This is a genomic window from Streptomyces verrucosisporus (genome assembly GCF_017114865.1).
Classification (GTDB): Bacteria; Actinomycetota; Actinomycetes; order Streptomycetales; family Streptomycetaceae; genus Streptomyces; species Streptomyces fenghuangensis.
Window position 1 is genome coordinate 63,654 of sequence record NZ_JADEYH010000009.1, and the last position, 27,000, is coordinate 90,653.

Here is a 27,000-nt window from a genome sequence, read left to right on the forward strand (position 1 = left end):
GACTGCCCCTGCCCGGCGCGGGCGGAGATCTGCGCACCGCCGTATGCATCATGTGTATACATCGCGTGTATACACATGGTGTACAGTCCTCGGCATGTCCATCGGCCACACCCTGCTGGGGCTCCTCGAATCCGGGCCCCGCCACGGCTACGACCTCAAGCGCGCCTTCGACGAGCGCTTCGGCCACGACCGCCCGCTCCACTACGGGCAGGTCTACTCGACCATGTCCCGGCTGCTGAAGAACGGCCTGGTGGAGGTCGAGGGCGTCGAGCCGGGGGAAGGCCCCGAGCGCAAGCGCTACGCCATCACCGACGCCGGGGTCACCGATGTCGCCGGATGGCTCGGCCGGCCCGAGAAGCCCGAGCCGTACCTCCAGTCCACCCTCTACACCAAGGTCGTCCTCGCCCTGCTGACCGGGCGCGACGCGGGGGAGCTGCTGGACGTCCAGCGGGCCGAGCACCTGCGCCTGATGCGGGAGCTGACGCAGCGCAAGAGGAACGGCGACCTGGCCGACCAGCTCATCTGCGACCACGCACTGTTCCACCTCGAAGCCGATCTGCGCTGGCTGGAGCTGACCGCCGCGCGCCTCGACCAACTCGCCCGGGAGGTACGCGGATGACCACCGCCGACCCGATGCTGAACGCCACCGGACTGCGCAAGTCCTACGGCCCCACCCCCGCCCTGGACGGGGCGGACTTCTCCGTCCGCCCCGGTGAGGTCGTCGCGGTGATGGGCCCCTCCGGCTCCGGCAAGTCCACCCTGCTGCACTGCCTGGCCGGGATCATCCGGCCCGACTCCGGCACCGTCCACTACCGGGGACGCGAGCTGTCGGCCATGTCCGACGCCGAGCGCAGTGCCCTGCGCCGCTCGGAGTTCGGCTTCATCTTCCAGTTCGGCCGACTCGTGCCCGAGCTGACCTGTACCGAGAACGTCGCCCTGCCGCTGCGGCTGACCGGCATGGGCCGCAGGGAGGCCGAGAAGCGGGCCGCCGGATGGCTGGAGCGGCTGGAGGTGGACGACGTGCGCCACCACCGCCCCGGGCAGGTCTCCGGCGGTCAGGGGCAGCGCGTCGCCGTCGCCCGGGCCCTGGTCACCGGGCCGCGCGTGGTCTTCGCCGACGAGCCGACCGGCGCGCTGGACTCCCTCAACGGCGAGCGGGTGATGCAGCTGCTGACCGACGCCGCGCGGGACACCGGCGCGGCCGTCGTGCTGGTCACCCACGAGGCCCGGGTCGCCGCGTACTCCGACCGCGAGATCGTCGTCCGCGACGGCAGGGTGCGCGACATGGCGGGCGCCCTGTGAGCGCACTGGACTCCAGAAAGCCACAGGCTTCTCCCGCCCCGGAGCCCGCCCCCGGGCCCGCTGCGCCCACCGGCCCCTCGGGGGCGGCCCGATGGGCGGCCGACCTGGCGATGGGCGTCCGCTTCGCGCTCGCCGGAGGCCGCGAGAGCTGGGTGCGCACCGTGCTCACGGCCGTCGGCGTCGGTCTCGGCGTCGCCGTGCTGCTGGTCGCGGCCTCCGTGCCGAACATGCTGGGGGCCCGCGACGCACGCGGGGAGGCCCGGGAGGCCTTCGGTTTCGGGCAGGTCGAGCGCTCCGATCACAGCGCTCTTCACATCTGGAGCGACACCGAGTTCCGCGGCGAGGGCGTCCGCGGCCGCTACATCGAGCCGGAAGGCGGCAACCCGCCGGTGCCGCCGGGCGTGGAGCGGCTTCCCGGCCCCGGCGAGATGGTCGTCTCACCGGCGCTGGGTGAACTGCTCGCCTCCCCGGAGGGGGAGCTCCTCAGGGAGCGGCTCCCCCAGCGGATCACCGGCACCATCGGCGACGAGGGCCTGCTCGGCCCGAGGGAGCTCACCTTCCTGGCGGGCAGTGACACCCTCTCCGACTTCCCGGACAGCGCGACGCGGATCGACCGGTTCGACGAGGTGGGCGAACCCGAGCCGCTGGACGCCGTACTGCTGTTGCTGGTGGTCGTCGCCTGCGTGGTGCTGTTGTTCCCGGTCTGGGTGTTCATCGCCACCTCGGTGCGCTTCGGCGGCGAACGCCGCGACCGCCGGCTGGCCGCACTGCGCCTGGTCGGCGCCGACAGCCGGATGGTTCGGCGCATCGCGGCCGGCGAGTCGCTGGTCGGCGCGCTCCTCGGGCTGGCCGTCGGCGCCGCGCTGTTCCTGCCGGTGCGCGGGACCATCGGGCGGGCGGAGATCTTCGACATCAGCGTCTTCCCCGCCGACGTACGGCCCAGCGCCCTGCTGACCGCACTGATCGTGGTGGCCGTTCCCGTCTCCGCCGTCGCCGTCGCCCTGCTCGCGCTGCGCGGGGTCGCCATCGAACCGCTCGGGGTCGTGCGCGACGCGGGCGTCCGCAGGCGCCGGCTGTGGTGGCGGCTGGTGCCGCCCGGGATCGGACTGGTGCTGCTACTGCCGCTGGTCGGCGGGGTCGACGCGGAGCGGGGGACGATCGACACCTACCGGATCGCCGCGGGCGTCGTACTGCTGCTGGCCGGTGTCACGGCCGTGCTGCCCTGGCTGGTGGAGTGGGTCGTCAACCGGATGCGCGGCGGCCCCCTGTCCGTCCAGCTCGCCGTCCGCCGCCTCCAGCTCGACAGCGGCCCCGGAGCCCGGGCGGTCAGCGGCATCACCGTCGCGGTCGCCGGCGCCATCGCCGTCCAGATGCTGTTCGGCGGGGTCGAGGACGACTACGTACGCCCCACCGGCCACGACATATCCCGCGCCGACTTCCAGGTGATGCGGGATCTCCGGGACGGACCTCAGGCCCGGGAGCTGACCGAGCGGCTTGAGAAGACCCCCGGGGTGGAACGGGCACTGGGAACGGCGGTCCTGTACGTCCCGGAAGCCGGAGCGGTCCCCGACGTCGACGCCCCGTGGACGAGGATCACCGTCGCCGAGTGCGCCACTCTGGAGCAACTGGCCCGGCTGCGCTCCTGCGAGCAGGGGGACGTCTTCGTCGTGCCCCCGGCCGAGGACGGGCCGGAGGAGTCCGGCGCCCGCCCCGGCGCGCGCTTCGACCTGAACAGCCCGGTCTACTCGCAGACGGAGGAGGCGTACGAACAGGCGGGCCGGCCGCGTCCCTGGTCCGTACCGGCCGACGCCCCCGTGGTCGAGGCCCGGCCGGACGCCATGGGCCGGTACTCCGCGGGCATCCTGGCCACCCCCGGGGCACTCGACCTCTCCCGGGCGACACGGGTCCACGCCGACATCTTCGTCAAGGCCGATCCCGCCGTGCCGGACGCGGCCGAGTACATCCGCAACGCGGTGGAGACCGGATCCCCCGGGGCCCAGGTCATGAGGCTGAGCGCGACCGAGCGGTCGAGCAGGTTCGCCGCCGTCCAGCGGGCGCTGTACGCGGGGGCGGCCGGGGTGATGCTCCTGATCGGCGCCAGCATGGTCGTCTCCACCCTGGAGCAGCTGCGCGAGCGCAGGAAGCTGCTGTCGGTGCTGGTCGCCTTCGGCACCCGGCGCTCCACGCTGGGCTGGTCGGTGCTGTGGCAGACCGCGCTGCCCGTGGCCCTCGGGCTGGCACTGTCGGTGCTCGGCGGGACCGGGCTGGGCGCGGTGCTGCTGAAGCTGGTCTCCGTGCCGGTCACCGTCCACTGGACGAGTCTGGGCGCCATGACGGGCATCGCCGCCGGGGTGGTGCTGCTGGTGACCCTCCTCAGCCTGCCGCCGCTGTGGCGGATGATACGACCGGACGGGCTGCGCACGGAGTGACCGTCCGCGCGCGGCACCGGCCGTGAGCCGCCGCACGCCGCCCGTACGGCCCGGACAGGGGGAGGGCCGTACGGGCGGCGCGCGCGTGTACGCGTCCAGGCAGCGGAACGGAAACGGGGCGTCAGCGGCGCAGGTCCCGCAGGCGCTTGCCGCGCTTCGCCTTCGCCTCGACCCCGCCGAAGACCGCGGCGCCGCGCACCACGACCACCGGGGCGTCCGGGTCCTCCGACTCCCTGGCCTCCACGTCGTAGCCGCCCATGATCCCGCTGCCCGAGCCGCGCAGGGTCACGTTCTCGGGGACCTTGATCTCGATGCCGCCGAAGACGGCCGTGGCGTTGACGACGAGTTCCCGCCGCTCGAACAGCGCCTCGGTCAGGTCGATCTCGACCCCGCCGAACAGCGCGAAGGCGGTGGTCCTGGCGCCCACCCGCCTGCGCCCCTTGCGCGAGGCCCCGCCGAAGACCGCGATCACATGGTCGTCGTCCCCGCCGGACGCCGGGCGGCCGGATTGGGGAGCCGCCTCCCGTCCGGCCGGCAGGTCGCGGACCAGCGGCCGCAACTCGCCCATCGTCCTGGCCCGGTACACCGCGTCGATCCGCTCGGCGTGCTCGCCGGCGTCCAGCCGCCCCTGAGCGAGAGCCTCGCGCAGGATCTCCGCCACCCGGTCGCGGTCGGCGTCGGAGGCGCGTACGTCCGCCGGGGACGCGGCGGGAGGCCGTGCCGCGGGCTGCTTGCGCAGGGAGGTCTTCTCGTCCACGCCGCCACCCTAGCGAACGCGATACATCGCGACCAGTGCCGCGTCGGCCGCGGTTCGGCCAGGGACCGGCCTGGAGCCCGGCCCGGCGGCTGAGCCGCACCTCACACCACCGCCACCCGTTCGGGGGTCATACCCTGTGAGGCGCCACCGTCGAGAGGAAGAGACCGTCCATGCCTGCCGACCCCCGCCCGTCCCACGCGGCCGCCTCCAGCCCGGCCTCCGAGGAGTTCGCCTACACCGAACTCCTCCCCCTGGGCGAGGACACCACCCCCTACCGCCTGGTCACCGCCGAGGGCGTCAGCACCTTCGAGGCGGGCGGACGCACCTTCCTGAAGGTCGAGCCGGAGGCGCTGCGCAAGCTCGCGGCCGAGGCGATGCACGACATCTCCCACTACCTGCGCCCGGCCCACCTGGCCCAGCTGCGCCGCATCCTGGACGACCCCGAGGCGTCCCCCAACGACCGCTTCGTGGCGCTGGACCTGCTGAAGAACGCCAACATCGCCGCCGCGGGCGTCCTGCCGATGTGCCAGGACACCGGCACCGCGATCGTGATGGGCAAGCGCGGCCAGAACGTGCTGACCGAGGGCGACGACGAGAAGGCCCTGTCCGGCGGTGTCTTCGACGCCTACGACCAGCTCAACCTGCGCTACTCCCAGATGGCCCCGCTGACCATGTGGGAGGAGAGGAACACCGGCACCAACCTCCCGGCCCAGGTCGAGCTGTACGCCACCGACGGCGACGCCTACAAGTTTCTGTTCATGGCCAAGGGCGGCGGCAGCGCCAACAAGTCCTTCCTCTACCAGGAGACCAAGGCCGTCCTGAACGAGGGCGCCATGATGCGCTTCCTGGAGGAGAGGATCCGCTCCCTGGGCACGGCCGCCTGCCCGCCGTACCACCTGGCGATCGTCGTCGGCGGCACCTCGGCCGAGTACGCGCTCAAGACCGCCAAGTACGCCTCCGCCCACTACCTGGACTCCCTGCCCACCGAGGGGTCCCCGGCCGGCCACGGCTTCCGGGACCTCCAGCTGGAGGAGAAGGTCTTCGAGCTCACCCAGAAGCTGGGCATCGGCGCCCAGTTCGGCGGCAAGTACTTCTGCCACGACGTGCGCGTGGTCCGCCTGCCCCGCCACGGCGCCTCCTGCCCGGTGGCCATCGCCGTCTCCTGCTCCGCCGACCGCCAGGCGCTGGCGAAGATCACCGCCGAGGGCGTCTTCCTGGAGGAGCTGGAGAGGGACCCGGCGCGCTTCCTGCCCGACACCACCGACGCCGACCTCGACTCGGACGTGGTGCGGATCGACCTCAACCGGCCGATGGACGAGATCCGCGCCGAGCTGTCCAAGTACCCGGTCAAGACCCGGCTGTCCCTGAGCGGCCCGCTGGTCGTGGCCCGCGACATCGCCCACGCCAAGATCAAGGAGCGGCTGGACGCGGGCGAGGAGATGCCGGCCTACCTGCGCGACCACGCCGTGTACTACGCGGGCCCGGCCAAGACCCCGCAGGGCTACGCCTCGGGCTCCTTCGGCCCGACCACCGCCGGCCGCATGGACGCCTACGTCGAGCAGTTCCAGGCCGCGGGCGGCTCCTTCGTGATGCTGGCCAAGGGCAACCGCAGCAAGCAGGTCACCGACGCCTGCGCGCAGCACGGCGGCTTCTACCTCGGCTCCATCGGCGGCCCGGCCGCGCGCCTGGCCCAGGACTGCATCAGGAAGGTGGAGGTCCTGGAGTACGAGGAGCTGGGCATGGAGGCGGTCTGGCGGATCGAGGTCGAGGACTTCCCCGCCTTCGTCGTCGTCGACGACAAGGGCAACGACTTCTTCACCGACCCGGGCCCGGCCCAGCCGTTCGTCACCTCCATCCCGGTGCGCTCCGCCGACTGACCGGCCCTGTCCGGTTAGATTCGTCCCATGACCGGGACGAGCGACGACAAGCGGCAATACCGGATCGAGCACGACTCCATGGGCGAGGTGCGGGTGCCCGCCCACGCCAGGTGGCGGGCGCAGACGCAGCGCGCCGTGGAGAACTTCCCCCTGTCGGGCCGGCGCCTGGAACGCGCGCACATCCAGGCGCTGGCCCGGATCAAGGCCGCCGCGGCCCGGGTCAACGCCGAGCTCGGCGTCCTGGACGCGGACCTGGCCCGGGCCGTCGAGCAGGCCGCCGAGGAGGTCGCCGAGGGCCGCTGGGACGACCACTTCCCCGTGGATGTCTTCCAGACCGGCTCCGGCACCTCCTCCAACATGAACACGAACGAGGTGCTGGCCACCCTCGCGAGCGAGCGGCTGGGCGCGCCGGTGCACCCCAACGACCACGTCAACGCCAGCCAGTCCTCCAACGACGTCTTCCCCTCCTCCATCCACATCGCGGCCACCGCCGCCGTCACCGGGGACCTGATCCCCGCACTGGAGCACCTGGCGCAGGCACTGGAGCGCAAGGCGGAGGAGTTCGCCGAGGTCGTCAAGTCCGGCCGAACCCATCTGATGGACGCCACGCCCGTCACGCTCGGCCAGGAGTTCGGCGGCTACGCGGCGCAGGTGCGCCACGGGGTGGAGCGGCTGCGCGCCTGCCTGCCGCGCCTGGCCGAGCTGCCGCTGGGCGGCACCGCGGTGGGCACCGGCATCAACACCCCGCCGGGCTTCCCGGCGGCCGTCATCGCCGAGGTCGCCCGCACCACAGGGCTGCCGCTGACCGAGGCCCGCGACCACTTCGAGGCCCAGGGCGCCCGGGACGCCCTGGTGGAGACCTCCGGGCAGCTGCGCACCGTCGCCGTGAGCCTGACCAAGATCTGCAACGACCTGCGCTGGATGTCCTCGGGCCCGCGCACCGGGCTGGCCGAGATCCGCCTGCCCGACCTCCAGCCCGGCTCCTCTATCATGCCCGGCAAGGTCAACCCGGTGGTCCCCGAGGCGGTCCTGATGGTCGCCGCGCAGGTCATGGGCAACGACGCCACGGTCGCGGTGGCCGGCGCGTCGGGCAACTTCGAGCTGAACGTCATGCTCCCCGTCATCGCCCGGAACCTGCTGGAGTCGATCCGGCTGCTGGCGAACTCCTCCCGGCTGCTGGCCGACCGCACGGTCGACGGCATCGAGGCCGACGCCGAGCGGGCCCGCGAGTACGCCGAGTCCTCCCCGTCCGTGGTGACCCCGCTCAACCGCTACATCGGCTACGAGGAGGCCGCGAAGGTCGCCAAGCGGTCCCTGGCCGAGCGCAGGACCATCCGTGAGGTGGTCCTGGAGGCCGGCTACGTCGAGCGCGGCGAGCTCACCCTGGAGCAGCTCGACCAGGCCCTGGACGTGCTGCGCATGACCCGTCCCTGATCCGTCCCGGACCGGCCCCGGCCCGCGGCACGGGGCCGGGGACGGGCCTAAGATCCCGGGCCCGTCCCCGGCGCGGGCCTAAGATCCGTGCATGACGGCGGACACGGCGGATCACACACACGCGGCGGGCGGCACCCGCTGGAGGGCCGGCGAGCACATCCTGTGGCGGTACCGGGCCAACGGCGGCGACGCCCTGCACATCTGCCGCCCGGTGACCGTCGTCCGCGACACCCCCGAACTGCTCGCCGTGTGGATGGCGCCGGGGACCGCCTGCGTCAAGCCGGAGCTCGCCGACGGCACGCCCGTGCACCGCGAGCCGCTGGCCACCCGCTACACCAAGCCGCGCCGGACGGTGCGGTCGCGGTGGTTCGGCACCGGGGTCCTCAAGCTCGCGCGGGCCGGCGAACCCTGGTCGGTGTGGCTGTTCTGGGACCGCGGCTGGCGGTTTCGGAACTGGTACGTCAATCTGGAGGAACCCCTGCGCCGCTGGACGGGCGGTGTGGACTCCGAGGACCACTTCCTGGACATCACCGTCCACCCCGACCGCACCTGGCAGTGGCGGGACGAGGACGAGTTCGAGCAGGCGCAGCGCGTCGGCCTGATGGACGCCGCCCAGGCCGAGCGCGTACGGGCCGCCGGGCGGCGCGCGGTGGAGGTGGTGCGCGACTGGGGCAGCCCCTTCGGCGACGGATGGGAGGACTGGCGGCCCGATCCCGCCTGGCGGATTCCGCCGCTGCCGCGGGACTGGGACCGCGAACCCGTACGGATCGGCTGAAAGGGCTGGTGGGGTGGCCGCGCGTCTCGCATGATGGCGGAGGACGTTCCGCGGTTCCTTGCCGCGCCCCCGGGCGCCGAAAGTAGGATCACCCCCGGACTCGGCGGAAAGCCCACCACAGTGAACTCCCTGTCCATGCAAGGGATTTGGCGCACCGCCGCGAGAGGAGCCCCAGCGTGAGCGACACGGAAGGCCACCAGGTGTACACGGGCTACGACAGAGCGGCCATCGACCGCGCCGGACAGGCCGAGGCGTTCGACGCGATCGGCGACCGCTACGACGACGTCTTCCCCCACAAGGAGGGGCAGCTGACCGCCGGCGCCTGGCTGGCGAAGGAGCTGCCCGCCGGTTCGCGGGTGCTCGACGTCGGCTGCGGCACCGGGGTGCCCACCGCCCGGCAGCTCGCCGACGCCGGGCACCGGGTCACCGGCATCGACATCTCCCCCGGCATGGTCGAGCTGGGCCGGGCCAACGTCCCCAACGCCGACTTCCGCCTGATGGACCTCGCCGACCTGGAGCGCGCCGGTCTGGGGCCCTTCGACGGCGCCGCCGTCTTCTTCTCGCTGCTGATGCTGCCGCGCAAGGAGATCCCCGTCGCCCTGAGGATGCTGCACGGTCAGCTGCGCCCCGGCGGGCTGCTGGCGCTCGGCATGGTCGAGGCGGACGTGGACGACTTCGCCATCCCGTTCCTGGGCCATACGATCCGGGTATCCGGTTACCTGCGGGAGGAGCTGCGCCAGGTCGTGGCCGACGCGGGCTTCGAGATCGGCGGGGAGGAGACGTTCGCGTACGCGCCGGCCAGTACGGACGTCTCCCCCGAGATACAGGTCTTCCTCAACTGCCGACGCCCCTGAGTCCTCAAGCGCTGGGCCCGCCCGATGCACGGCGCGGCCCCGGACGGATGGAAACCCAACGCGTGACGGAGTATCCGACCCCCCGACAGTCCGCTGCCCGGCCGATGGGCGGCGGTGCTCGTACGGCCGCGCCCGCGCCGGAGAGAACGGCCGGGCGCGCCGACGCCGCGCACGCCGCGCTTCCCGATCCCCGGGACGAGCCGGGGGCGTCGGATCTGGCGGCCACCGCGCCCAGGGACGCCCCCGCCCCGCCACAGACGCCCGCACCGGCCGCCGGACGCCGCCCACACACCGGCCACGCCCGGCCCGCGGGCGGCGACGAGCCGGCCTGCCGCAGCCGTCCCGCCGCGCCGGAGCCCGCCGACCCGGGCGCCGGGCCGACGGCGGCAGGGCACCCCGGCACGGACGAGCCGGAGGAGCCGGACGAGCGGGCCGAGCGGGAGCGGCGCGGGGGCGACCGACTGCGCTTCGTGGGAGCCGCCACCCGGCGGATCGCCCGCGGCGTCGACCTGGACGAGACCGTGCTCGGGCTGTGCCGGGCCAGCGTCCCGGCGTTCTCGGACGCGATCCTGGTCTATCTGCGCGATCCGCTGCCGGTGGGGGACGAGCGCCCCACCGGGCCCTTCCTGCTGCGGCTGCGCCGCACCGACCGGCTGCCCGACTACGCGGCCCCGGCCTCCGCCGAGGCCGACCCCTCCGACACCGGGGAGTTCCCGCTGCCCCTGCTCACCGCCGCGCCGGAGGGCACGGTGAGCGGGACGCCTGAGCAGATCGAGGTGCGCGGCGGCGGCCCGCTGGCCGAGGTGCTGCGCGGGGTGCGCCCGGTCTTCGGCGACGCGCCCACCGTCCGCGAGGCGCTGCCGGAGCTTCTCGGCCCCGCCCGTGAGATCCCGGCCGGACGCCGGGCGATCCTCGCCCCGCTGCGCGGGCGCCGCCGCGTCATCGGCGCGGCGGTGTTCCTGCGCCGCGCCGACCGGGCCGCCTTCGAGGGCGACGACCTGCTGGTGGCCGCGCAGTTGGCCACGCACACCGCACTGGGCGTGGACAAGGCGGTGCTCTACGGACGCGAGGCGTACATCGCCGACGAACTCCAGCGCACCATGCTCCCCGACGAGCTGCCCCAGCCCACCGGGGTGACGCTGGCCAGCCGCTACCTCCCGGCGGCCGAGACCGCCCGGGTGGGCGGCGACTGGTACGACGCGATACCGCTGCCCGGCGGCCGGGTGGCCCTGGTCGTCGGCGACGTCATGGGCCACTCCATGACCTCCGCGGCGATCATGGGCCAGCTGCGCACCACCGCCCAGACCCTGGCCGGGCTCGACCTGCCGCCGCAGGAGGTGCTGCACCACCTCGACGAGCAGGCCCAGCGCCTGGGCAGCGACCGCATGGCGACCTGCCTGTACGCCGTCTACGACCCCGTGGCCCACCGGATCGTGGTGGCCAACGCCGGGCACCCGCCGCCGGTGATGCTGCACCGCGACGGCCACGCCGAGGTGCTGCGCGTCCCGGCCGGGGCGCCCATCGGGGTGGGGGGCGTGGACTTCGAGGCGGTGGAGCTGGACGCCCCGGCCGGCGCCACGCTGCTGCTCTACACCGACGGCCTGGTGGAGTCCCGCCACCGGGACGTGTGGACCGGGATCGAGCAGCTGCGCGAGAAGCTCACCGACACCGCCGGGCTGACCCGCCCCGACACCCCGCCGCCGCTGGAACCGCTGTGCGACGAGGTGCTGGACATCCTCGGCCCCGGCGACCGGGACGACGACATCGCGCTGCTGGCCGCCCGCTTCGACGGCATCCCGCCCAGCGACGTGGCCTACTGGTACCTCGACCCGCGCGCCCAGACCGCGCGGCAGGCCCGCCGCCTGGCCCGGCGCGCGCTGGAGCGCTGGGACCTGGCGGATCTGTCGGACTCGGTGGAGCTGCTGGTCAGTGAGGTGGTGACCAACGCCGTCCGCTACGCCGAGCGGCCCATCACGCTGCGGCTGCTGCGCACCGACACACTGCGCTGCGAGGTCGGCGACGACGTGCCGCAGCTGCCCAGGCTGCGGCAGGCCAGGGCGACGGACGAGGGCGGCCGGGGCCTGTACCTGGTCAACCGGCTGGCCCGGCGCTGGGGCGCGACCCGGCTGAGCACCGGCAAGGTGGTCTGGTTCGAGCTGCCCATACCGTAGCGCGGCCGCGGGGCGAACGGACGGGCCCCGCACCACTGGTGGTGGTGCGGGGCCCGTCCGTTCACGCCGGGGGTTCGCGACGGCCCGCCGGGCCGAGGCGATCGGTCGGGCCGGGACGGTCCGTCAGACCGCCGCGGCCGCCGGGGCGTCCGCCTGCGCTCCGGCCAGCGTGGCCTCGGCTTCCAGCACCGTGCCGACGGCCTGGACGACGGAGGCGATCTTGAAGGCCTCCTGGACCGTCTCGCGGTCCACACCGGCCTTGCGGAGCACCTGCTCGTGGGAGTCCAGGCACTGCCCGCAGCCGTTGACCGCGGAGACGGCCAGCGACCACAGCTCGAAGTCGGCCTTGTCCACGCCCGGGTTGCCGATGACGTTCATCCGCAGGCCCGCGCGCAGGGTGCCGTACTCCGGGTCCGACAGCAGGTGCCGGGTGCGGTAGAAGACGTTGTTCATCGCCATGACGGCCGCGGCCGCCTTGGCGGCGGTGTACGCCTCGGGGGAGAGGTTGGCCTTCGCCTCCGGCTCCAGCTCGGTGAGCACCTTCGGCGAGCGCGAGGCGATCGCGCAGGCCAGCACCGTGCCCCACAGCTGCTGCCGGGGCAGGTCGGAGTTGCCTATCACGGAGCCGAGGTTGAGCTTGAGGTCCTTGGCGTATGCCGGCAGCGCCGACTTCAGGTCGTCGAGAGCCATGTCGTCGTCTCAGCCCCTCACTCGCCCGAGAGCAGCTTGACCGGGTCGAGGGTGTCCTCGCCCTTGGACCAGTTGCAGGGGCACAGCTCGTCGGTCTGCAGGGCGTCCAGGACCCGCAGGACCTCCTTGGGGTTACGGCCGACGGAGCCGGCGGTCACCATGGTGAACTGAATCTCGTTGTTCTGGTCGACGATGAAGACGGCGCGCTGGGCGTAGCCGTCCTCGCCCTCGACGCCGCAGGCCCGCATCAGCTCGTGCTTGGGGTCGGCCAGCATCGGGAAGGGCAGGTCGCGCAGGTCGGCGTGGTCCTTGCGCCAGGCGTGGTGCACGAACTCCGAGTCGCCCGAGACGCCGAGGATCTGGGCGTCGCGGTCGGCGAACTCGTCGTTCAGCTTGCCGAAGGCGGCGATCTCGGTCGGGCAGACGAAGGTGAAGTCCTTCGGCCAGAAGAAGACGACCTTCCACTTGCCCTCGTACGTCTTGTGGTTGATCTCCTCGAACGCCTTGTCGGCGTCGAGGTCCACACAGGCGGTCAGGTCGAACTCGGGGAACTTGTCACCGACAGTGAGCACGCTCGCTCCTTGTTGCGTGGAAACGCCCCGCCGTGGGGCTTTCCTGAGGGTTGGACGCGATCCACACTGCCATAGCCAACATTGATCACAGAAATAGCTAGACTCACTGGCATTGATCGGAGGTGGTTATCAGTGACCCTGTCGGCGCACAGACCGGACCAGGAGTCCCGCAGGCGCCCCCACCAGGGGCCCGTGTCGCACGGCAGGGGGGGCCGCAAACCCACGCTGTCCCAGTTGCGGGCGTTCGCGGCCGTGGCGGACCATCTCCACTTCCGTGAGGCCGCCGCTGAGATCGGGATGAGCCAGCCGGCTCTCTCGGGTGCCGTCGCGGCGCTGGAGGAGTCGCTCGGAGTGAAGCTGCTGGAGCGTACGACGCGAAGAGTACTGCTCTCCCCGGCGGGTGAGCGCCTGGCGTCCAGAGCCCGGACAGTGCTGGACGCGGTGGAGGGGCTGCTGGAGGAGGCGGAGGCGGCACGCGCCCCCTTCACGGGCGCGCTGCGACTGGGGGTGATCCCGACCTGCGCACCCTACCTGCTGCCGACGGTCCTGAGGCTCGTTCACGATCGTTATCCGGCACTGGATCTGCAGGTGCACGAGGAGCAGACCGCCTCACTGCTCGACGGCCTGGTGGCCGGACGGCTCGACCTGCTGCTGCTCGCGGTGCCGCCCGGCGCACCGCGGACCGCGGACGCCGGCGGGGTGGAGACGGTGCCCCTGTTCGACGAGGACTTCGTGCTGGTGACCCCGAGCGGACACGAACTGGCCGGCCGGGGCCGCCTGCCCCGCGAGACGCTGCGCGGTCTCGACCTGCTGCTCCTGGACGAGGGGCACTGCCTGCGCGAGCAGGCCCTGGACGTGTGCCGCGAGGCCGGGCGGACCGACGGGGTGCCGGCCACCACGAGCGCGGCGGGGCTGTCCACCCTGGTCCAGCTCGTCGCGGGCGGGCTGGGCGTGACGCTGCTGCCGCGCACCTCGCTGCACGTGGAGACGGAGCGCAACGAGCTGCTGGCGACCGCCCGCTTCGCCGACCCCGCGCCCTCGCGGCGGATCGGTCTGGCGATGCGGGCGGGAGCGGCGCGGCGGGACGAGTTCGCGGTGCTCGCCAAGGATTTGCGGGAGGCAATGCGTCCGCTTCCGGTGCGCATCGTGGACTGACGGCGCGCCGGATCGGTGCGGCGGCCCGGCCCGCCGCACGTCACGCTGCGCACACGGCGGCCGCGCCCCTCGCCGGGCGCCGCCGAAGGGACGCGCGGCGGGCCGTCCGGCCGTACGCCACCGTATGCATAAGCGTGCGCACAGTGGGTAGAGCCGATGCATCGTCTCTCGTACGGCCGCAGCGCGAACTGCCGTGCGCAGCAAGGCGGGTCAGGGTGACTCAGTCGAAAGATCGAACAGCCGTAGCCGTCGTCAGGAGTGGACCGTGCTGCAAACGCCGCATCAGTCTCCGCAGGCCACCGTCGTCCCCGTCCAGCGCACCTCCTCGCGCGAGCAAACCGGACCGTGGCACTCCGAGGCGGTCTGCCGCAGGGACGAGGCCGGTCTGTTCTTCGCGCCCTCCAAGGAGCCCACGGCGGCCCGCCTCTCGCGCGAGCAGGCGGCCAAGCGGGTCTGCGCACGCTGCCCGGTGCTCGTGGAGTGCCGTGAGCACGCGCTGCTCCAGCCCGAACCGTACGGAGTGTGGGGCGGGCTGACCGCGGCCGAGCGCAGAGTGGTGCTCGCCCGCCGCCGTCGCCACGATGCCGAGCTGGGGCAGCCGGCCCAGGTGTCCCGCATCGCCTGACGGCCCCGCCCCATCCCGGCCCTCACCCGGATCCCACCCGGCACCGGCACGTCACCGCCCCCGGTACCGGTCCCGGCGCCGGCTCCGCCTTCCGGCCGGTCCGGGACCTCGCCCCGCACCCCCGCGGCGGCGGGCCGCCCGGCCCGCCGCCGGGCGCGTCAGCGGGCCCGGTCGAAGTCGACCGCGCTGTAGGCGCGCAGCTTGGACAGCTTGTGGGTGGAGTCGATCTGGCGGATCGTGCCGGACCTCGACCGCATCACCAGGGACTGGGTGGTGGCCGTCTCCGCCCGGTAGCGCACCCCCCGCAGCAGGTCGCCGTCGGTGATGCCGGTGGCGACGAAGAACACGTTGTCGCCGTTGACGAGGTCGTCGGTGGTCAGCACCCGGTCCAGGTCGTGGCCCGCGTCGACCGCTTTGTGCCGCTCCTCGTCGTCCTTGGGCCACAGCCGGCCCTGGATCACACCGCCCAGGCACTTGATCGCGCAGGCGGCGATGATGCCCTCCGGCGTACCGCCGATGCCCAGCAGCAGGTCCACGCCCGTGCCCTCGCGGACGGCCATGATCGCGCCCGCCACGTCGCCGTCGGAGATGAACTTGATCCGGGCGCCGGACTCCCGCACCTCCTTGACGATGCCGTCGTGGCGCGGCCGGTCGAGGATGACGACGGTGACGTCCTCCGGCGCGCCGCCCTTGGCCTTGGCGACCCGGCGGATGTTGACCGCGGGCGGGGCGGTGATGTCGACGAACTCGGCGGCCTCCGGGCCGGTGGCGAGCTTGTCCATGTAGAACACGGCCGAGGGGTCGAACATCGAGCCGCGCTCGGCCACGGCCAGCACCGACACCGCGTTGCCCATGCCCTTGGCGGTCAGGGTCGTGCCGTCCACCGGGTCCACGGCCACGTCGCACTCCGGGCCGGTCCCGTCGCCCACGCGCTCTCCGTTGTAGAGCATCGGGGCCTCGTCCTTCTCCCCCTCGCCGATGACGACGACGCCGTTCATCGAGACGGTGGAGACCAGGGTGCGCATCGCGCGGACGGCCGCACCGTCCGCGCCGTTCTTGTCGCCGCGGCCGACCCAGCGGCCCGATGCCATGGCGCCCGCCTCGGTCACGCGGACGAGTTCGAGGGCGAGGTTGCGGTCGGGTGCCTCGGGGCTTACTTCGAGCTGGGAGGGAAGGTGGTGGTGATCGGTCATCGTGACGCACCTTTCTGCACGTCTGTACGGCGTCCGAACGCGACGGCCGAAGTGTTGAGGGTGCCTTCGACCCTATCCGGAGCAGTGGCAAAGTGAGCAGGCTGCCCCACGGATGAGCGCGGTGGGGGTGGTGGTCCGGGCGGAAACGGGCATGGGGGACCATGGAGGCGTGGCAAGCACGGAGAACAAGCGCGGTAGGCAGACGGCACGGGACATGGTGCTGTCGTTGCTGGTGATCCTTCTGGGTGCGGGGTTCGTGTACCTGCTCGTCCCGCACGACGACTCACTGGACCCGGTCCGCCCGATCAGCTACGACCTGGAGCTGGTCACGGCGCGGCGCGCGGCGCCGTACCCGGTGGTGGCGCCCGCGGGGCTGCCGGACACCTGGCGCGCGACCTCGGTGAGCTACAAGCGGCAGAGCGACCTCGGGGCCGTGTGGCACCTGGGCTTCATGAATCCGGACGACCAGTACGCGGCCGTCGAGCAGAGCGACGGCGAGCCGGAGAAGTTCGTCCGGAGCGTCACCCACGGGGCGGAACCGGCCGACCGCACCCAGACCGTCGGCGGCGAGGAGTGGGAGCGCTACGAGGGCGAGAAGTACGACGCGCTGGTCCGGCGGGAGTCCGGGGTGACCACGGTGGTGACGGGCACGGCGCCCTTCGAGAGCCTCACACGGCTGGCCGCCTCGCTGGAGGCGGAGCGGGCCGGGGAGCCGGGGGAGACCGGGGCGCCCGCGGACGCCGGCGAGACCGGGACGCCCGGGAGGAACTGAGCGGAAGCCGGGACGGGACGCGGGCCGCCGGGGCCCGCCCGGCGGCCCGGCGCGCTCCCGGACGGCGGCGACGGCGTCCTCACGGACCGGGCCCGGGGCCGGTGCGGCCCCCGCCGTCACTCCCGGCCGTCCCCCGGCCCTTCCTCGTCCGCGGCCTCGCCGACGGCGTCCTCCCCGTTCTCGGCCAGCACCGCGTCCAGCCGCGCACGGGCGCCCTCCAGCCGTCGGCGGCAGACCGCGGCCAGCTCCTCGCCCCGCTCCCACAGCGCCAGCGACTCCTCCAGCGTGGAGCCGCCCGCCTCCAGACGGCGGACCACGGTGACCAGCTCGTCACGCGCCTGCTCGTAGCCCATCTCCCCGGCCGGCGGGGCGTGGGTGCTCGTGTCTGTCATGCGCCTCAGCCTAGTGTCGGGGCCTGACAGCGCGGCTTGCTCACTCCTCCTCGCCGCGCCGCGCGACCACCGTCAGCTCCCCCTCGGCCACCCGGGCGCGCAGCCGCTCGCCGTCGGCCACCTCCCGCGCCACCCGCACCGCGCTCCCGTCGGCCCGCTGCAGCACCGCGTAGCCGCGTGCGAGCGTCGCGGCGGGGGAGAGGGCGACGACCCGGGCGGTGGTGTGCTCCAGCTCCGCCTCGGCCCGCGCCAGCAGATGCCCGAACGTCCGCCGGGCGCGGTCGAGCACCGCCGCGACCTGCTCCTCGCGCTCGGCCACCATCGCCTGCGGCCGGGCCATCACCGGGCGGCTCATGGTGTCCGCCAGCCCTCGCTCCTGCCGCTCCAGCATCCCCCGAACCGCCCGCATCGCCCGCTCGCGCAGCTGCCGCACCCGCTCCATCTCCTCGCGCACGTCCGGCACGACGTCCTTGGCGGCATGGGTGGGCGTACGGGAGCGCAGGTCGGCGACCAGATCCAGCAGCGGGGTGTCCGGCTCGTGCCCGATGGCCGAGACCACCGGGGTGGCGCAGCCGGCCACCGCCCGCACCAGCCGCTCGTCGGAGAAGGGCAGCAGATCCTCCACGCTGCCGCCGCCCCGGGCCACGATGATCACGTCCACGGCCGGGTCGGCGTCCAGCTCCCGCACCGCGTCGATCACCTGCGGCACCGCGTGCACGCCCTGCACGGCCACGTTTCGCACGGCGAAGCGGACGGCGGGCCAGCGCTGCCGGGCCGTCTCCAGCACGTCCCGCTCGGCGGCGGAGGCGCGGCCGGTGACCAGGCCGACCACACCGGGCAGGAACGGCAGCGGCTTCTTCCGCTCGGCCGCGAACAGGCCCTCGGCGGCCAGCGACTTCTTCAGCTGCTCCAGTCGCGCCAGCAGCTCGCCCATCCCCACCGGCCGGATCTCGCTCACCCGCAGGGAGAGCTGACCGCGCGGCGCGTACCACTCCGGTTTGCCCAGCGCCACGATCCGGGCGCCCTCGCCCACCACCTCCGCCACCTTGTCGAAGACGGCGCGGTAGCAGGTCACGGTCAGCGAGACGTCGTAGGAGGGGTCGCGCAGGGTCAGGAACACCATCCCCGCGCCGGGGCGCCGGGAGAGCTGGGTGATCTGCCCCTCGACCCACACCGCGCCCAGCCGGTCGATCCATCCGCCGATCAGCCGCGACACCTCGCCGACGGGGACCGGCGCCTCGGGCGACGTGTTGAGAGCCATGGAAGGAGGCTAGCCGCACCCGCCGACAACCGGGGCCCGCCCACCTTTCCCACCCGCACCGTCCGCCCCGCCGGGCGTCCGCGGACCGGGCCCGTACGATGGCCACATGACTGCTACGACCGCACGCCGGGTCCTCCTCGCCGCGCCCCGCGGCTACTGCGCGGGCGTCGACCGCGCCGTGATCGCCGTCGAGAAGGCGCTGGAGCAGTACGGCGCGCCGATCTACGTGCGCAAGGAGATCGTCCACAACAAGTACGTCGTGGAGACCCTGCGCAAGAAGGGCGCGATCTTCGTCGACGAGACGGAGGAGGTGCCCGAGGGCTCCATCGTGATCTTCTCCGCCCACGGGGTCGCCCCGGTCGTCCACGAGGAGGCCGAGCGGCGGAAGCTGGCGACCGTCGACGCCACCTGCCCCCTGGTGACCAAGGTCCACAAGGAGGCCGTCCGCTTCGCCAAGGACGACTACGACATCCTCCTGATCGGCCACGAGGGCCACGAGGAGGTCATCGGCACCAGCGGCGAGGCGCCCGACCACATCACACTGGTCGACGGCCCCGGGGACGTGGAGAACGTCGAGGTGCGCGACCCCGAGAAGGTCGTCTGGCTCTCCCAGACCACGCTGTCGGTCGACGAGACGATGGAGACGGTCGACGCGCTCAAGCAGCGGTTCCCGGCGCTGGTCAGCCCGCCGAGCGACGACATCTGCTACGCCACCCAGAACCGCCAGACCGCGGTCAAGCAGGTAGCCGCCGAATCCGACCTGGTCATCGTCGTCGGCTCGAAGAACTCCTCCAACTCCGTCCGCCTGGTCGAGGTCGCCCTCGGCGCGGGAGCGAAGGACGGTCACCTGGTCGACAACGCCTCCGAGATCGACGAGGCGTGGCTGGAGGGGGTCGCCACCGTCGGCGTCACCTCGGGCGCCTCGGTGCCGGACGTACTGGTCGAGGGCGTTCTGGAGTGGCTGGCCGAGCGAGGCTACGGCGATGTGGAGGTCGTCCAGCCGATGGAGGAGAAGCTGACCTTCTCCCTCCCCAAGGAGCTGCGCCGGGACCTGCGGGCCGAGGCCGGGCGCAAGGCCGCCGGCTAACCGGCGGGCTGCCGTGCGGGCCGCTCCCCGCCCTCCTCCGCGCCGGCGGGGGCGGCCGGGGCCGGGGCCCGCCCCCGCCCCCGCGTCCCGGCCTTCCCGCTCCGCGCCCCGGCCCTCCTCGCCCCGCCGGGTCCGGCACGCCTGGCGCCGGGCCCGCGGGCGACCGCCACGGCCACGGCCGTCAGCGTGCCCCCGTAGAGCCAGCCGGTGTGCACGGCCAGCGCGGTCACCAGCTCCACCAGCCGGTCCGCCGGCCCGCCCGAGCCTCCGCTGACGAAGACCAGCCCGGCGGTGAACGCGATCGGCACGGCGATCGGCGCGGCGGCCAGGTCGGCCGGGCGCACCCACAGCGCGCACACGGCGCTGACCAGCACGAAGGAGATCCCGTAGACGGCCGGGTCGCCGCCCAGCAGCAGCGCGTCCAGCCCGCCGGCCAGCAGCATCGCGCCCGTGGCCAGCAGCCCGCAGCCCAGCCCGGTCAGGCGCGCGCCCGGCGGCCACTCGCGCCGGGCGGGCGGGCCGGTCCGGGCGGTCCGGGTATCCGCGCGCGGCGGGTCCGGATCGGGCCGCTCCGGCGCGTCCCGGCGTGTGCTCTTCGCGGCTTCGGGGGATGAGGGCTGCGCCGTCCGGCGTCGCGGACGGAGACGGGGGATGCGCGCACTGTGTTGCTCCACCGCACCAACGTAGGCCGGGCACCGGCCCGGAGCCGGGCACGGACACGCCAAGGGCGTCCTTTGGAGTGCCCGTAGACTGGTGGATCGGCCCCCATCCGGGCCGGTCCACCCAGATCCTCTCGCTACGGGAAGTCGCCACGTGTCGCTCACGATCGGAATCGTCGGCCTGCCCAACGTCGGCAAGTCGACCCTGTTCAACGCCCTGACCAAGAACGACGTGCTGGCGGCCAACTACCCGTTCGCCACCATCGAGCCGAACGTCGGCGTCGTCGGCGTCCCCGACCCCCGGCTCGCCCGGCTCGCGGAGATCTTCGACTCCCAGCGCGTTCTGCCCGCGACCGTCGACTTCGTCGACATCGCCGGCATCGTGCGCGGCGCGAGCGAGGGGGAGGGGCTGGGCAACAAGTTCCTGGCGAACATCCGGGAGTCGGACGCGATCTGCCAGGTCATCCGCGCCTTCGACGACGAGAACGTGGTCCACGTCGACGGCCGGGTCTCGCCGAAGGACGACATCGAGACGATCGACACCGAGCTGATCCTCGCCGACATCCAGACCATCGAGAAGGTCCTGCCCCGGCTCCAGAAGGAGTCCCGGATCAAGAAGGACGTCCAGCCCAAGGTCAAGGCCGTCGAGGAGGCCAAGGCCATCCTGGACGAGGGCCGCACGCTGTTCTCGGCCGGCATCGTCCAGGGCTCCGAGCGGGCCGGACTCCTGCACGACCTGCACCTGCTCACCACCAAGCCCTTCCTCTACGTCTTCAACGTGGACGAGGACGAGCTGGGCGACGAGGCGTTCAAGGAGGAGCAGCGCAAGCTGGTCGCCCCGGCCGAGGCGATCTTCCTCAACGCCAAGCTGGAGTCCGACCTCGCCGAACTGGACGAGGACGAGGCCCTGGAACTGCTCCAGTCGGTCGGCCAGGAGGAGCCGGGCCTGGCAACCCTCGCCCGCGTCGGCTTCGACACCCTCGGCCTCCAGACCTACCTGACGGCGGGCCCGAAGGAGGCCCGCGCCTGGACGATCAGGAAGGGCGCCACGGCCCCCGAGGCGGCCGGCGTGATCCACACCGACTTCCAGAAGGGCTTCATCAAGGCCGAGGTCATCTCCTTCGAGGACCTGGTCGAGGCGGGCTCGGTGGCCGAGGCCCGCGCCCGCGGCAAGGCCCGCATGGAGGGCAAGGACTACGTGATGCGCGACGGCGACGTGGTGGAGTTCCGCTTCAACGTGTAGCGGGCGGCTGTGGCATGGACCAGCCGGTTCGGCAGGCGGCAGGTCGGGCGGGGCCGTGCTCTTCGGGGCGCGGCCCCGCTTCCGTCCCCGTCCCGGGCCCGGCGGGAGCGCGCCCGCCGGGCCCGGGAGGGGCGACCGCTCGCTACAGCGAACTCACCAGGGCCGCCCCGCACAGCATGAGGCCGGTGGCCAGACAGCAGGTGCCCCACCGCAGCCAGCGGTACTTGGAGTCGAGGATGAGGCTGACGTCCACCAGCTGCACCGTCAGCCACGACACCCGGTCGAGGGCCGCCGCGGTGATCGCCCGGACGAGCCGCTCGGTGTCCGGCGACGCCATGACGATGTCCCTGAAGAACGTCGTCCCGGGCCCCGGCCGGGCGGTGCCGGTGCGGGGCAGGACGACCCAGGCCAGCAGCGCCGTACCGACGGCCCACAAGGTCCCTCCGGCGAGGAGCAGGGCCTTCGTGGCGCCGGTCACCGAGGACGGGGTCCACACTTCTCCGCCCAGGAGCAGCACGGGTGCCGCGAAGGCGCCCGAGAGCAGTACGGCCGCCTTGGTGTCGGCCCGGGCGAGATCCTCCCGAGCGGTGGACAGAAGCCGTTCGGCCACGTAGACGGCCTGTTCCCGGCCGGTCGGGGGCACGTCGGTGGCGGACTCACCCGTTGTGCTCATCCTGGTCCTCCCGACTGGGCCGGTGCCGTTCCTGCTTGATGTAGTTCACCCTCCCGCCGCCGGACCCCGCCGGCGGCTCGTCCCGCGTCTCCGCCGTGTCCGGCGGTACGGCGGAGGGGACCTGCGGCGGTACGGGCGGCATGGGGGGAGTGCCCGGCGCGAGCGGGGCGGGGGGCGTGTCCGCGGCCTGTGCGGCCGGTTCCCGGGCCGTGGTGATCCACTGTCCGGACGCCGGGTCGGCCGGCGGCACCGGCAGTGCCGTCGGGGGCTGCGGCAGACCGCTGTCGAACAGCGCTCTGCCGGTCGACCTGGCGTAGTCGATGAGCTGCTGCACCTGACCCTCCACCTGATGGCGCTGTACGACGCCCTGGTCGATCAGCCGTGTGAGGTACTCCAGGGCCCCCTGCCGCTGCTGCCGCGCCTGGCCCTGCAGTTCGTGCAGGATCTCCTGGGCGCGGGCCGGGTCCTGCGCGAGCATGTGGGCGTACTGCCCGGCCTCGCCCGCGGCGATGAGCTCCTGCGCGGCGGCCAGGTTGGACTGCACCCGGGCGGCGTCCGCCTGGTCCCTGGCCGACTGCACGATCGCGGTGTGCTGCACGTCCAGCAGGGCCTGCTTGTGGTCGGCGGCGGCCCGGCCCAGGTCGATGCGTACGTACACCGTCGTGGCCAGGCCGATGTCGGCGCCGAGGGAGGACTGGTTCCCGGTGGCCAGTTCGGCCTGGATCGCCTCGTCGGCCTGCTGGGCGCCGTCGAGCCCGTAGCGCCTGGTGAAGGTCCGCAGCCGGGCCAGCAGGGGAGCGCGCAGCATCCTCTCGACGTCCACCACCCGCTTCTCCGCGGCCAGCAGGAAGTCCTGGACCTCCCAGTGGATGTCCACCGCGCAGGTGAAGTTGCCCTCGTCGCCCCGGGTGGGCAACCGCATCTCGAAGGAGGTCTGGTGCCGTCCCTGGGCGATCAGGCAGACCGACACCGGCCGCCTTCCCACCCGGGGCCTGTTGTGGTGCAGCGCGCCGCGTACGGTGATGACGCTGTGGCCGCCGTTTCGGTAGTGCACGACCGACGCCTGCTGCAGCCCGATGTGCCGGTAGGGGCCGTCCGGCGTGATCTCGAACAGGAACGGCCCCCGCAGCTCGTCCGGCAACGTCACACTGTTGTCGAGGGGCCCGCCTGCCGGTGCCTGGTGGTGGATGTTCTGGTTCATGGGGTTCTTCCTGTCTGGAGCGTCCGCAGGAGGCGGTGGACGTATTCCCGGGCCAGCGGTTCGTCGGGGTCCTGGGAGAGTTTTCCGACCAGCGAGAGCATCCGCTGCCGGTCGTCGTCGGTCAGCACCAGCAGTGGCAGGAAGCCGAGGACGGCCGCCTCCCACGGCTTGCCGGGGCATGTGCGCAGCCAGGAGGCCACGGTGTCCAGCGCCGCCCGGTAGGAGCGGCTGGTGTTGAGGGCCGTCCACAGCAGTCCGGCGACCTCGGACGCCTGGTCCGGGCGTGTCGCGCAGATCGCCAGTGCCAGCGGCCACTTCTCGCGGCCGACGAACTCCGGGACCGGATTCCAGAGGGCCTCCACCAGCGTCTCGGCCAGGAACAGCGTGCTGACCAGGCCGAGGTTCTGATGCTGCCGCCTGCTGTCGCCGAGCCACGCCCGGATCCGGGCCAGCGGTTCCCGGCCCGAGGCGGAGCCGGCCAGGTGCGCGACGCTCTCCGCCGCGATGGACCGCAGCCGGCCGTCCTCCCAGGTGCCGATCCGGCCGAGCCTGCCCAGCGCCTCGTCCACGGTCCGGGTCGCGGTGCCCCGGCTGAGCACCGCGGCAGCCGTCCAGCGGAGGTTGCCGTTGCCGTGGGAGCCCCACTTCTTCACCAGCGACCGCAGGGCCCCGCCGACCGTCGGGTCGTCGAGCACGTCCTGCAGCGCGGTGGCGACGAACAGGCCGCGGCGGGCCCGGTCGGCCTCGGCCATCGGGACGAGCAGCTCCCTGAGCGTGTGGGAGCAGTCGAGCCGGCACAGCTCGCCCGCCGCCACGGCGGCCCTGGTCCACACCTCGTCGCGCGGGTCCTGGCAGAGCGAGTCGAGCCAGCGCAGCACCGGGCCGCGCATGTTGTGGTGGTGCTCCCACAGATGGGCGAGCAGGGCCGGCGCGAGGGCGGTACCGAGGAACTGCACGGTGCGGACCGGGATCTCCTCGTCCGCCACCACCGGCTGGAGACTGATCCGGGTGGTGGCGCGGGCCGAGGTGAGCCTGGCCTCCAGGCCGTCGCTGAGCAGCGGCCGTCCGGGCACCCGCTCGGGATCGGCGGTCACCGCCAGTTCCCAGGTGAGGAGCTCCGCGGCCTCGGCGGCGACGTTGAAGGAGCTGTTGCCGAACACCGCGAGTGCGATCCGGTACGCCGCGTCCCGCAGCGCGGGCAGGGTCTCGGCCGCCGGGCCTCCGGCGAACCACTCGCGGACCTGCTCGGCGGCGAATCCGCGGCAGGCGGTCAGCAGCTCCTCCTCGGTCAGCTCGCCGGTGACGTGCCGGGCCACGAGGCCGGCGAGCCTGGCGGCCTCGGCGGGCAGCAGCGTCTCCAGTCCCAGCGCGGCCCGTACGGTGTCCCGGCGGGCCAGCAGCCGGGCCGCCCGTCTCACCTCGGCGGGTGCGCTGTCGAGTTCCGCTGCCAGGTGGCCGTCGAGTACGGCGTCCTCGGCGGCGGGCGTGTGCGCGCGGCGGTAGCGGGCCTGCGGCGCGCCGGGGACGCCGGTGTCGGGTACGGACAGCAGCACGGCGTAGGCGCCGCGGTCGGCGAGCAGGCGGCGCAGCCGGTCCAGGTGCAGTTCCGCGGGCAGCCGGCCGTCGGCCGGCTCCAGGGCGTAGCCGTGGCCCTCGGCCACACGGCCGCCCTCGTCGTCCGAGTCCGGGCCGGTGAGGTCGGAACCGGGGTCCAGCCGGGACACCTTCCCGCGGGTGAGGTCGTCGAGGAGCGACAGGGCGGTGTACGTCCGCCCGCTGCCGGGCTGACCGCAGAGCACCAGCAGGCGGTCGTCGCGCAGCTGCCGCTTGAAGTCCTCGTAGTCCGGCGGCCGGGCGAACCGCCGCCGCAGCCGTCGCAGCTCGTCCTCGGGCAGCGGTCCGGCGAGCAGGGACGCCCGGGCGGTTTCCCCGAAGCGGAAGTTGACCGCACCGATGGTGCCGCCGACGTAGGTGCTGGAGTCGCGCAGGAAGAACGCCCGGGACTCGCGCGCGATGCGGGCGGCGGCCCCTCCCGCCGCCGCCCGCCCCTCCTTGGCCGACGGGTCGGTCCCGGAGTCGCCGAAGAGCTCGTCCTCCGGCGGTCCGTCGGACGCGGCGGGCCCGCCGTCCTGCCGTGGCCCGCCGTCCTGCCGCGGTCCGCGGTCCTGCCCCCCGGACCGGTCCGGCTGCGGTCGGCCGCCGTCGCCACGGCCGCCGCCGCCACCGCCGCCACCGCCGCCTCCGTCCGTTCCGGGCGCGCTGTCCGCCCGGGCCTCGGGGGTGTCCGTGTCGCCGGTGCTCATGCGCGCTCCCCGGCGCCGCCGTGACGCTGGTCGAAGGTGAGGTCTCCGAACCTGCCCTGCAGCACCTGCCCGGACCCGTAGTGGGTCACGGTGCCGAACCGGAAGTCGTCCCCGGCGTCCTCCCCCCGCCCGGTGTCCGCCTCCGGCGGCCCGTCCGCCTCCGGTGGTGCGGCGCTCCCCTCCTGACCGGGGAGCGGCGGCGGTGCGGTGCGGCCCGGCACCGTGAACCAGGGCTGATGTGCCCCTTCCTTGAGCAGGACGCGGTACCGGCGGTAGTGGTCCGGCTCGATCCACCGGCCCCCGTGCCGGATGACGTCCCGGTAGAGCTGCTCGGTGACGGCCACCAGCAGCGGCGAGCCGGGGGCGGCGGCCAGTACGGCCTTGGCCTCGGGGCAGTTGCCGATCCGGCAGGCGAGGTCGACCGCGGCGCCGGAGAAGCCCTGCCCGTCGGGGGTGAACGGGCCGACGTTGAGGCCGGCACGCAACCGCAGCGGCCGGCTCAGCTCCCGGTTGACCTGGCGCAGGTTCTGGTGGAGGTACTCCACCCACTCACCCGCGAGCGCTTCGGTGCGGCGTGGCTCCACCACGGCGAGAATGCCGTCACCGCGATCCTCCTGGACCAGCCTGGCGTCGCCGATGCCCGCCCTGTCGAACGCGTCCTCCGCCACCCGGTGGATCCGTGCGCGCAACCCGGGGCGGTCCGGGTCGGGGGTGGTGCCCGATCCCTGGGCGTCCAGGCTGATGATGAATCCGTACCGCGTCTCGCCGTGCATCGCTCCACTGCCTTTCGCCCCGGCCTGCCCGGTGTTCGTCCCGGCCCTGCCGCCACTGTCCCGCGGCGGCGGGGACCGCGCTGTAGCCGTTTACACACCCGGCCGTCACGTCGGCGTCGCGGAACCGCCGAGCAGCCGCAGCGGTTCCGGATCGTTGACCACGATGACCTTCGGCCCGGTGCGTACGAGCCCCTCCTCGCGGAGCAGCCGCAGCGCCTTCGCCACCGCCTCACGGGTCGAGCCCACCGCCGCGGCGATCTCTTGCTGGGACAGCGGGAGACGGATCACCGTCGAGCCGCTCTCCTGGCGGCCGGTGCGGTCGGCGAGTTCGACGAGGCAGGCGGCGAGCCGCTCCAGGACGGTGGCCGAGGCCAGGGAGCGGCGCTGGTCGTCGGCGCTGCGCAGCCGCTCGGTGAGCTGCGCCATCACCAGGCCGGTCACGAAAGGGCGGGCCGACATGAAGTGCCGGAAGCGGTCGCCCGGCACCACGAGGGCCTCCACGGTGCCCAGCGCACTCACCGTGGCGCTGCGCGGGCGTCCGTCCAGGGCGGCCATCTCGCCGACGAGTTCACCGGCCTGACGCAGCGCCAGGATGAGGCGCCCGCGCTCGGTGGCCCGCCACACCGTGCACCAGCCGGTCAGGATCAGCAGGACGAAGGTGGTCGCCGAACCCTCGCCGACGAGTTCCTCCTGCGACCGGTAGACGTGCCGGTGGCCGAGCGCCAGCAGCGACTGCTGGTCGGTGTGGGCCAGTCTGCTCAGAAAAACCTGGTTCTCTCCGAATAACCCCACGGTCCCCCCA

Annotated in this window: 25 protein-coding genes; 13 read left to right on the forward strand and 12 right to left on the reverse strand. The window is 73.5% G+C overall.

Annotated elements, in window-relative coordinates; translation table 11 throughout:
• Positions 1 to 94 precede the first annotated feature (94 nt).
• Genes IQ279_RS12610 through IQ279_RS12620 form a run of 3 tightly spaced genes read left to right on the forward strand, consistent with a single transcriptional unit; the run spans position 95 to position 3,731 of the window.
• A complete protein-coding gene (locus IQ279_RS12610; RefSeq protein WP_206348508.1) occupies positions 95 to 619 on the forward strand; it encodes a PadR family transcriptional regulator in 525 nt (174 codons plus the stop codon).
• Positions 616 to 1,302 (forward strand): ABC transporter ATP-binding protein, encoded by a 687-nt coding sequence (locus IQ279_RS12615; protein WP_206348509.1) that lies wholly within the window; start codon positions 616 to 618, stop codon positions 1,300 to 1,302. Before IQ279_RS12610 ends, IQ279_RS12615 begins: the two co-directional genes overlap by 4 nt.
• Positions 1,299 to 3,731 carry an ABC transporter permease gene (locus IQ279_RS12620; protein ID WP_307792329.1) on the forward strand — a complete coding sequence of 811 codons (2,433 nt, stop codon included), beginning with the start codon at positions 1,299 to 1,301 and terminating at the stop codon, positions 3,729 to 3,731. Before IQ279_RS12615 ends, IQ279_RS12620 begins: the two co-directional genes overlap by 4 nt.
• Before the next feature lie 121 nt (positions 3,732 to 3,852).
• Here the strand turns inward: IQ279_RS12620 and IQ279_RS12625 are convergent, their stop codons facing one another.
• Complete coding sequence (locus IQ279_RS12625; RefSeq protein WP_206348510.1) at positions 3,853 to 4,488, reverse strand: DUF1707 SHOCT-like domain-containing protein; 636 nt, start codon at positions 4,486 to 4,488, stop codon at positions 3,853 to 3,855.
• 170 nt (positions 4,489 to 4,658) lie between these two features.
• Between IQ279_RS12625 and IQ279_RS12630 the strand changes: the two genes are divergently transcribed.
• The 5 genes from IQ279_RS12630 to IQ279_RS12650 all read left to right on the forward strand — a co-directional run bounded on the left by IQ279_RS12630 (position 4,659) and on the right by IQ279_RS12650 (position 11,599).
• A complete protein-coding gene (locus IQ279_RS12630; RefSeq protein ID WP_241028012.1) occupies positions 4,659 to 6,365 on the forward strand; it encodes a fumarate hydratase in 1,707 nt (568 codons plus the stop codon).
• Positions 6,366 to 6,392: 27 nt separating this feature from the next.
• Positions 6,393 to 7,799 (forward strand): class II fumarate hydratase, encoded by a 1,407-nt coding sequence (locus IQ279_RS12635; protein ID WP_206348511.1) that lies wholly within the window; start codon positions 6,393 to 6,395, stop codon positions 7,797 to 7,799.
• Positions 7,800 to 7,890: 91 nt separating this feature from the next.
• Positions 7,891 to 8,574 carry a cytidylyl-2-hydroxypropylphosphonate hydrolase gene (gene fomD, locus IQ279_RS12640; RefSeq protein WP_206348512.1) on the forward strand — a complete coding sequence of 228 codons (684 nt, stop codon included), beginning with the start codon at positions 7,891 to 7,893 and terminating at the stop codon, positions 8,572 to 8,574.
• A gap of 176 nt (positions 8,575 to 8,750) precedes the next feature.
• Complete coding sequence (locus IQ279_RS12645; protein ID WP_206348513.1) at positions 8,751 to 9,428, forward strand: class I SAM-dependent methyltransferase; 678 nt, start codon at positions 8,751 to 8,753, stop codon at positions 9,426 to 9,428.
• Between the two features lie 62 nt (positions 9,429 to 9,490).
• Entirely contained in the window at positions 9,491 to 11,599 is a 2,109-nt protein-coding gene (locus tag IQ279_RS12650; RefSeq protein ID WP_372445124.1) for a SpoIIE family protein phosphatase, read from the forward strand.
• A gap of 123 nt (positions 11,600 to 11,722) precedes the next feature.
• Here the strand turns inward: IQ279_RS12650 and IQ279_RS12655 are convergent, their stop codons facing one another.
• Both IQ279_RS12655 and IQ279_RS12660 read right to left on the reverse strand, forming a co-directional pair.
• The gene (locus IQ279_RS12655; protein WP_206348515.1) at positions 11,723 to 12,289 is read right to left on the reverse strand and encodes an alkyl hydroperoxide reductase; all 567 of its coding nucleotides are present in this window, start codon (positions 12,287 to 12,289) and stop codon (positions 11,723 to 11,725) included.
• A gap of 17 nt (positions 12,290 to 12,306) precedes the next feature.
• Entirely contained in the window at positions 12,307 to 12,861 is a 555-nt protein-coding gene (locus IQ279_RS12660; RefSeq protein ID WP_206348517.1) for a peroxiredoxin, read from the reverse strand.
• A 192-nt stretch (positions 12,862 to 13,053) separates the two neighbouring features.
• On the opposite strand from IQ279_RS12660, the gene IQ279_RS12665 reads away from it, so the two are divergent.
• Positions 13,054 to 14,016 carry a hydrogen peroxide-inducible genes activator gene (locus tag IQ279_RS12665; protein ID WP_206348519.1) on the forward strand — a complete coding sequence of 321 codons (963 nt, stop codon included), beginning with the start codon at positions 13,054 to 13,056 and terminating at the stop codon, positions 14,014 to 14,016.
• A 265-nt stretch (positions 14,017 to 14,281) separates the two neighbouring features.
• Entirely contained in the window at positions 14,282 to 14,641 is a 360-nt protein-coding gene (locus tag IQ279_RS12670; protein WP_206348521.1) for a WhiB family transcriptional regulator, read from the forward strand.
• 158 nt (positions 14,642 to 14,799) lie between these two features.
• On the opposite strand, the gene glpX is transcribed toward IQ279_RS12670, so the two are convergent.
• Positions 14,800 to 15,834: a class II fructose-bisphosphatase gene (gene glpX, locus IQ279_RS12675; RefSeq protein WP_206348523.1), complete on the reverse strand. Its 1,035-nt coding sequence runs from the start codon at positions 15,832 to 15,834 to the stop codon at positions 14,800 to 14,802.
• A gap of 151 nt (positions 15,835 to 15,985) precedes the next feature.
• On the opposite strand from glpX, the gene IQ279_RS12680 reads away from it, so the two are divergent.
• Complete coding sequence (locus tag IQ279_RS12680; protein ID WP_206348525.1) at positions 15,986 to 16,606, forward strand: DUF4245 domain-containing protein; 621 nt, start codon at positions 15,986 to 15,988, stop codon at positions 16,604 to 16,606.
• A gap of 116 nt (positions 16,607 to 16,722) precedes the next feature.
• On the opposite strand, the gene IQ279_RS12685 is transcribed toward IQ279_RS12680, so the two are convergent.
• Positions 16,723 to 16,998: an exodeoxyribonuclease VII small subunit gene (locus IQ279_RS12685; protein WP_206348527.1), complete on the reverse strand. Its 276-nt coding sequence runs from the start codon at positions 16,996 to 16,998 to the stop codon at positions 16,723 to 16,725.
• 40 nt (positions 16,999 to 17,038) lie between these two features.
• Positions 17,039 to 18,259, reverse strand: a complete 1,221-nt coding sequence (gene xseA / locus IQ279_RS12690) for an exodeoxyribonuclease VII large subunit (RefSeq protein WP_206348529.1) — start codon at positions 18,257 to 18,259, stop codon at positions 17,039 to 17,041.
• Between the two features lie 106 nt (positions 18,260 to 18,365).
• Here xseA and IQ279_RS12695 point away from each other — a divergent pair, with 106 nt between their 5' ends.
• Positions 18,366 to 19,346, forward strand: a complete 981-nt coding sequence (locus IQ279_RS12695; protein WP_206348531.1) for a 4-hydroxy-3-methylbut-2-enyl diphosphate reductase — start codon at positions 18,366 to 18,368, stop codon at positions 19,344 to 19,346.
• Here IQ279_RS12695 and IQ279_RS12700 read toward each other — a convergent pair.
• Positions 19,343 to 20,020, reverse strand: coding sequence for a DUF6542 domain-containing protein (locus tag IQ279_RS12700; RefSeq protein WP_206348533.1), 678 nt, complete (start codon positions 20,018 to 20,020; stop codon positions 19,343 to 19,345). The two genes, IQ279_RS12695 and IQ279_RS12700, sit on opposite strands and share 4 nt — an antisense overlap.
• 139 nt (positions 20,021 to 20,159) lie before the next feature.
• On the opposite strand from IQ279_RS12700, the gene ychF reads away from it, so the two are divergent.
• Positions 20,160 to 21,248 (forward strand): redox-regulated ATPase YchF, encoded by a 1,089-nt coding sequence (gene ychF, locus IQ279_RS12705; protein WP_206348535.1) that lies wholly within the window; start codon positions 20,160 to 20,162, stop codon positions 21,246 to 21,248.
• 142 nt (positions 21,249 to 21,390) lie between these two features.
• Here the strand turns inward: ychF and IQ279_RS12710 are convergent, their stop codons facing one another.
• The 5 genes from IQ279_RS12710 to IQ279_RS12730 all read right to left on the reverse strand — a co-directional run bounded on the left by IQ279_RS12710 (position 21,391) and on the right by IQ279_RS12730 (position 26,990).
• A complete protein-coding gene (locus IQ279_RS12710; protein WP_241028013.1) occupies positions 21,391 to 21,921 on the reverse strand; it encodes a Pycsar system effector family protein in 531 nt (176 codons plus the stop codon).
• Complete coding sequence (locus IQ279_RS12715; RefSeq protein ID WP_206348537.1) at positions 21,905 to 23,122, reverse strand: hypothetical protein; 1,218 nt, start codon at positions 23,120 to 23,122, stop codon at positions 21,905 to 21,907. The genes IQ279_RS12710 and IQ279_RS12715 overlap by 17 nt, the downstream gene beginning before the upstream one ends.
• Positions 23,119 to 25,425, reverse strand: a complete 2,307-nt coding sequence (locus tag IQ279_RS12720; RefSeq protein ID WP_206348539.1) for a hypothetical protein — start codon at positions 25,423 to 25,425, stop codon at positions 23,119 to 23,121. The genes IQ279_RS12715 and IQ279_RS12720 overlap by 4 nt, the downstream gene beginning before the upstream one ends.
• Positions 25,422 to 26,198 (reverse strand): hypothetical protein, encoded by a 777-nt coding sequence (locus IQ279_RS12725; RefSeq protein WP_206348540.1) that lies wholly within the window; start codon positions 26,196 to 26,198, stop codon positions 25,422 to 25,424. Before IQ279_RS12725 ends, IQ279_RS12720 begins: the two co-directional genes overlap by 4 nt.
• A gap of 105 nt (positions 26,199 to 26,303) precedes the next feature.
• Positions 26,304 to 26,990: a Crp/Fnr family transcriptional regulator gene (locus IQ279_RS12730; RefSeq protein ID WP_206348542.1), complete on the reverse strand. Its 687-nt coding sequence runs from the start codon at positions 26,988 to 26,990 to the stop codon at positions 26,304 to 26,306.
• Positions 26,991 to 27,000 lie beyond the last annotated feature (10 nt).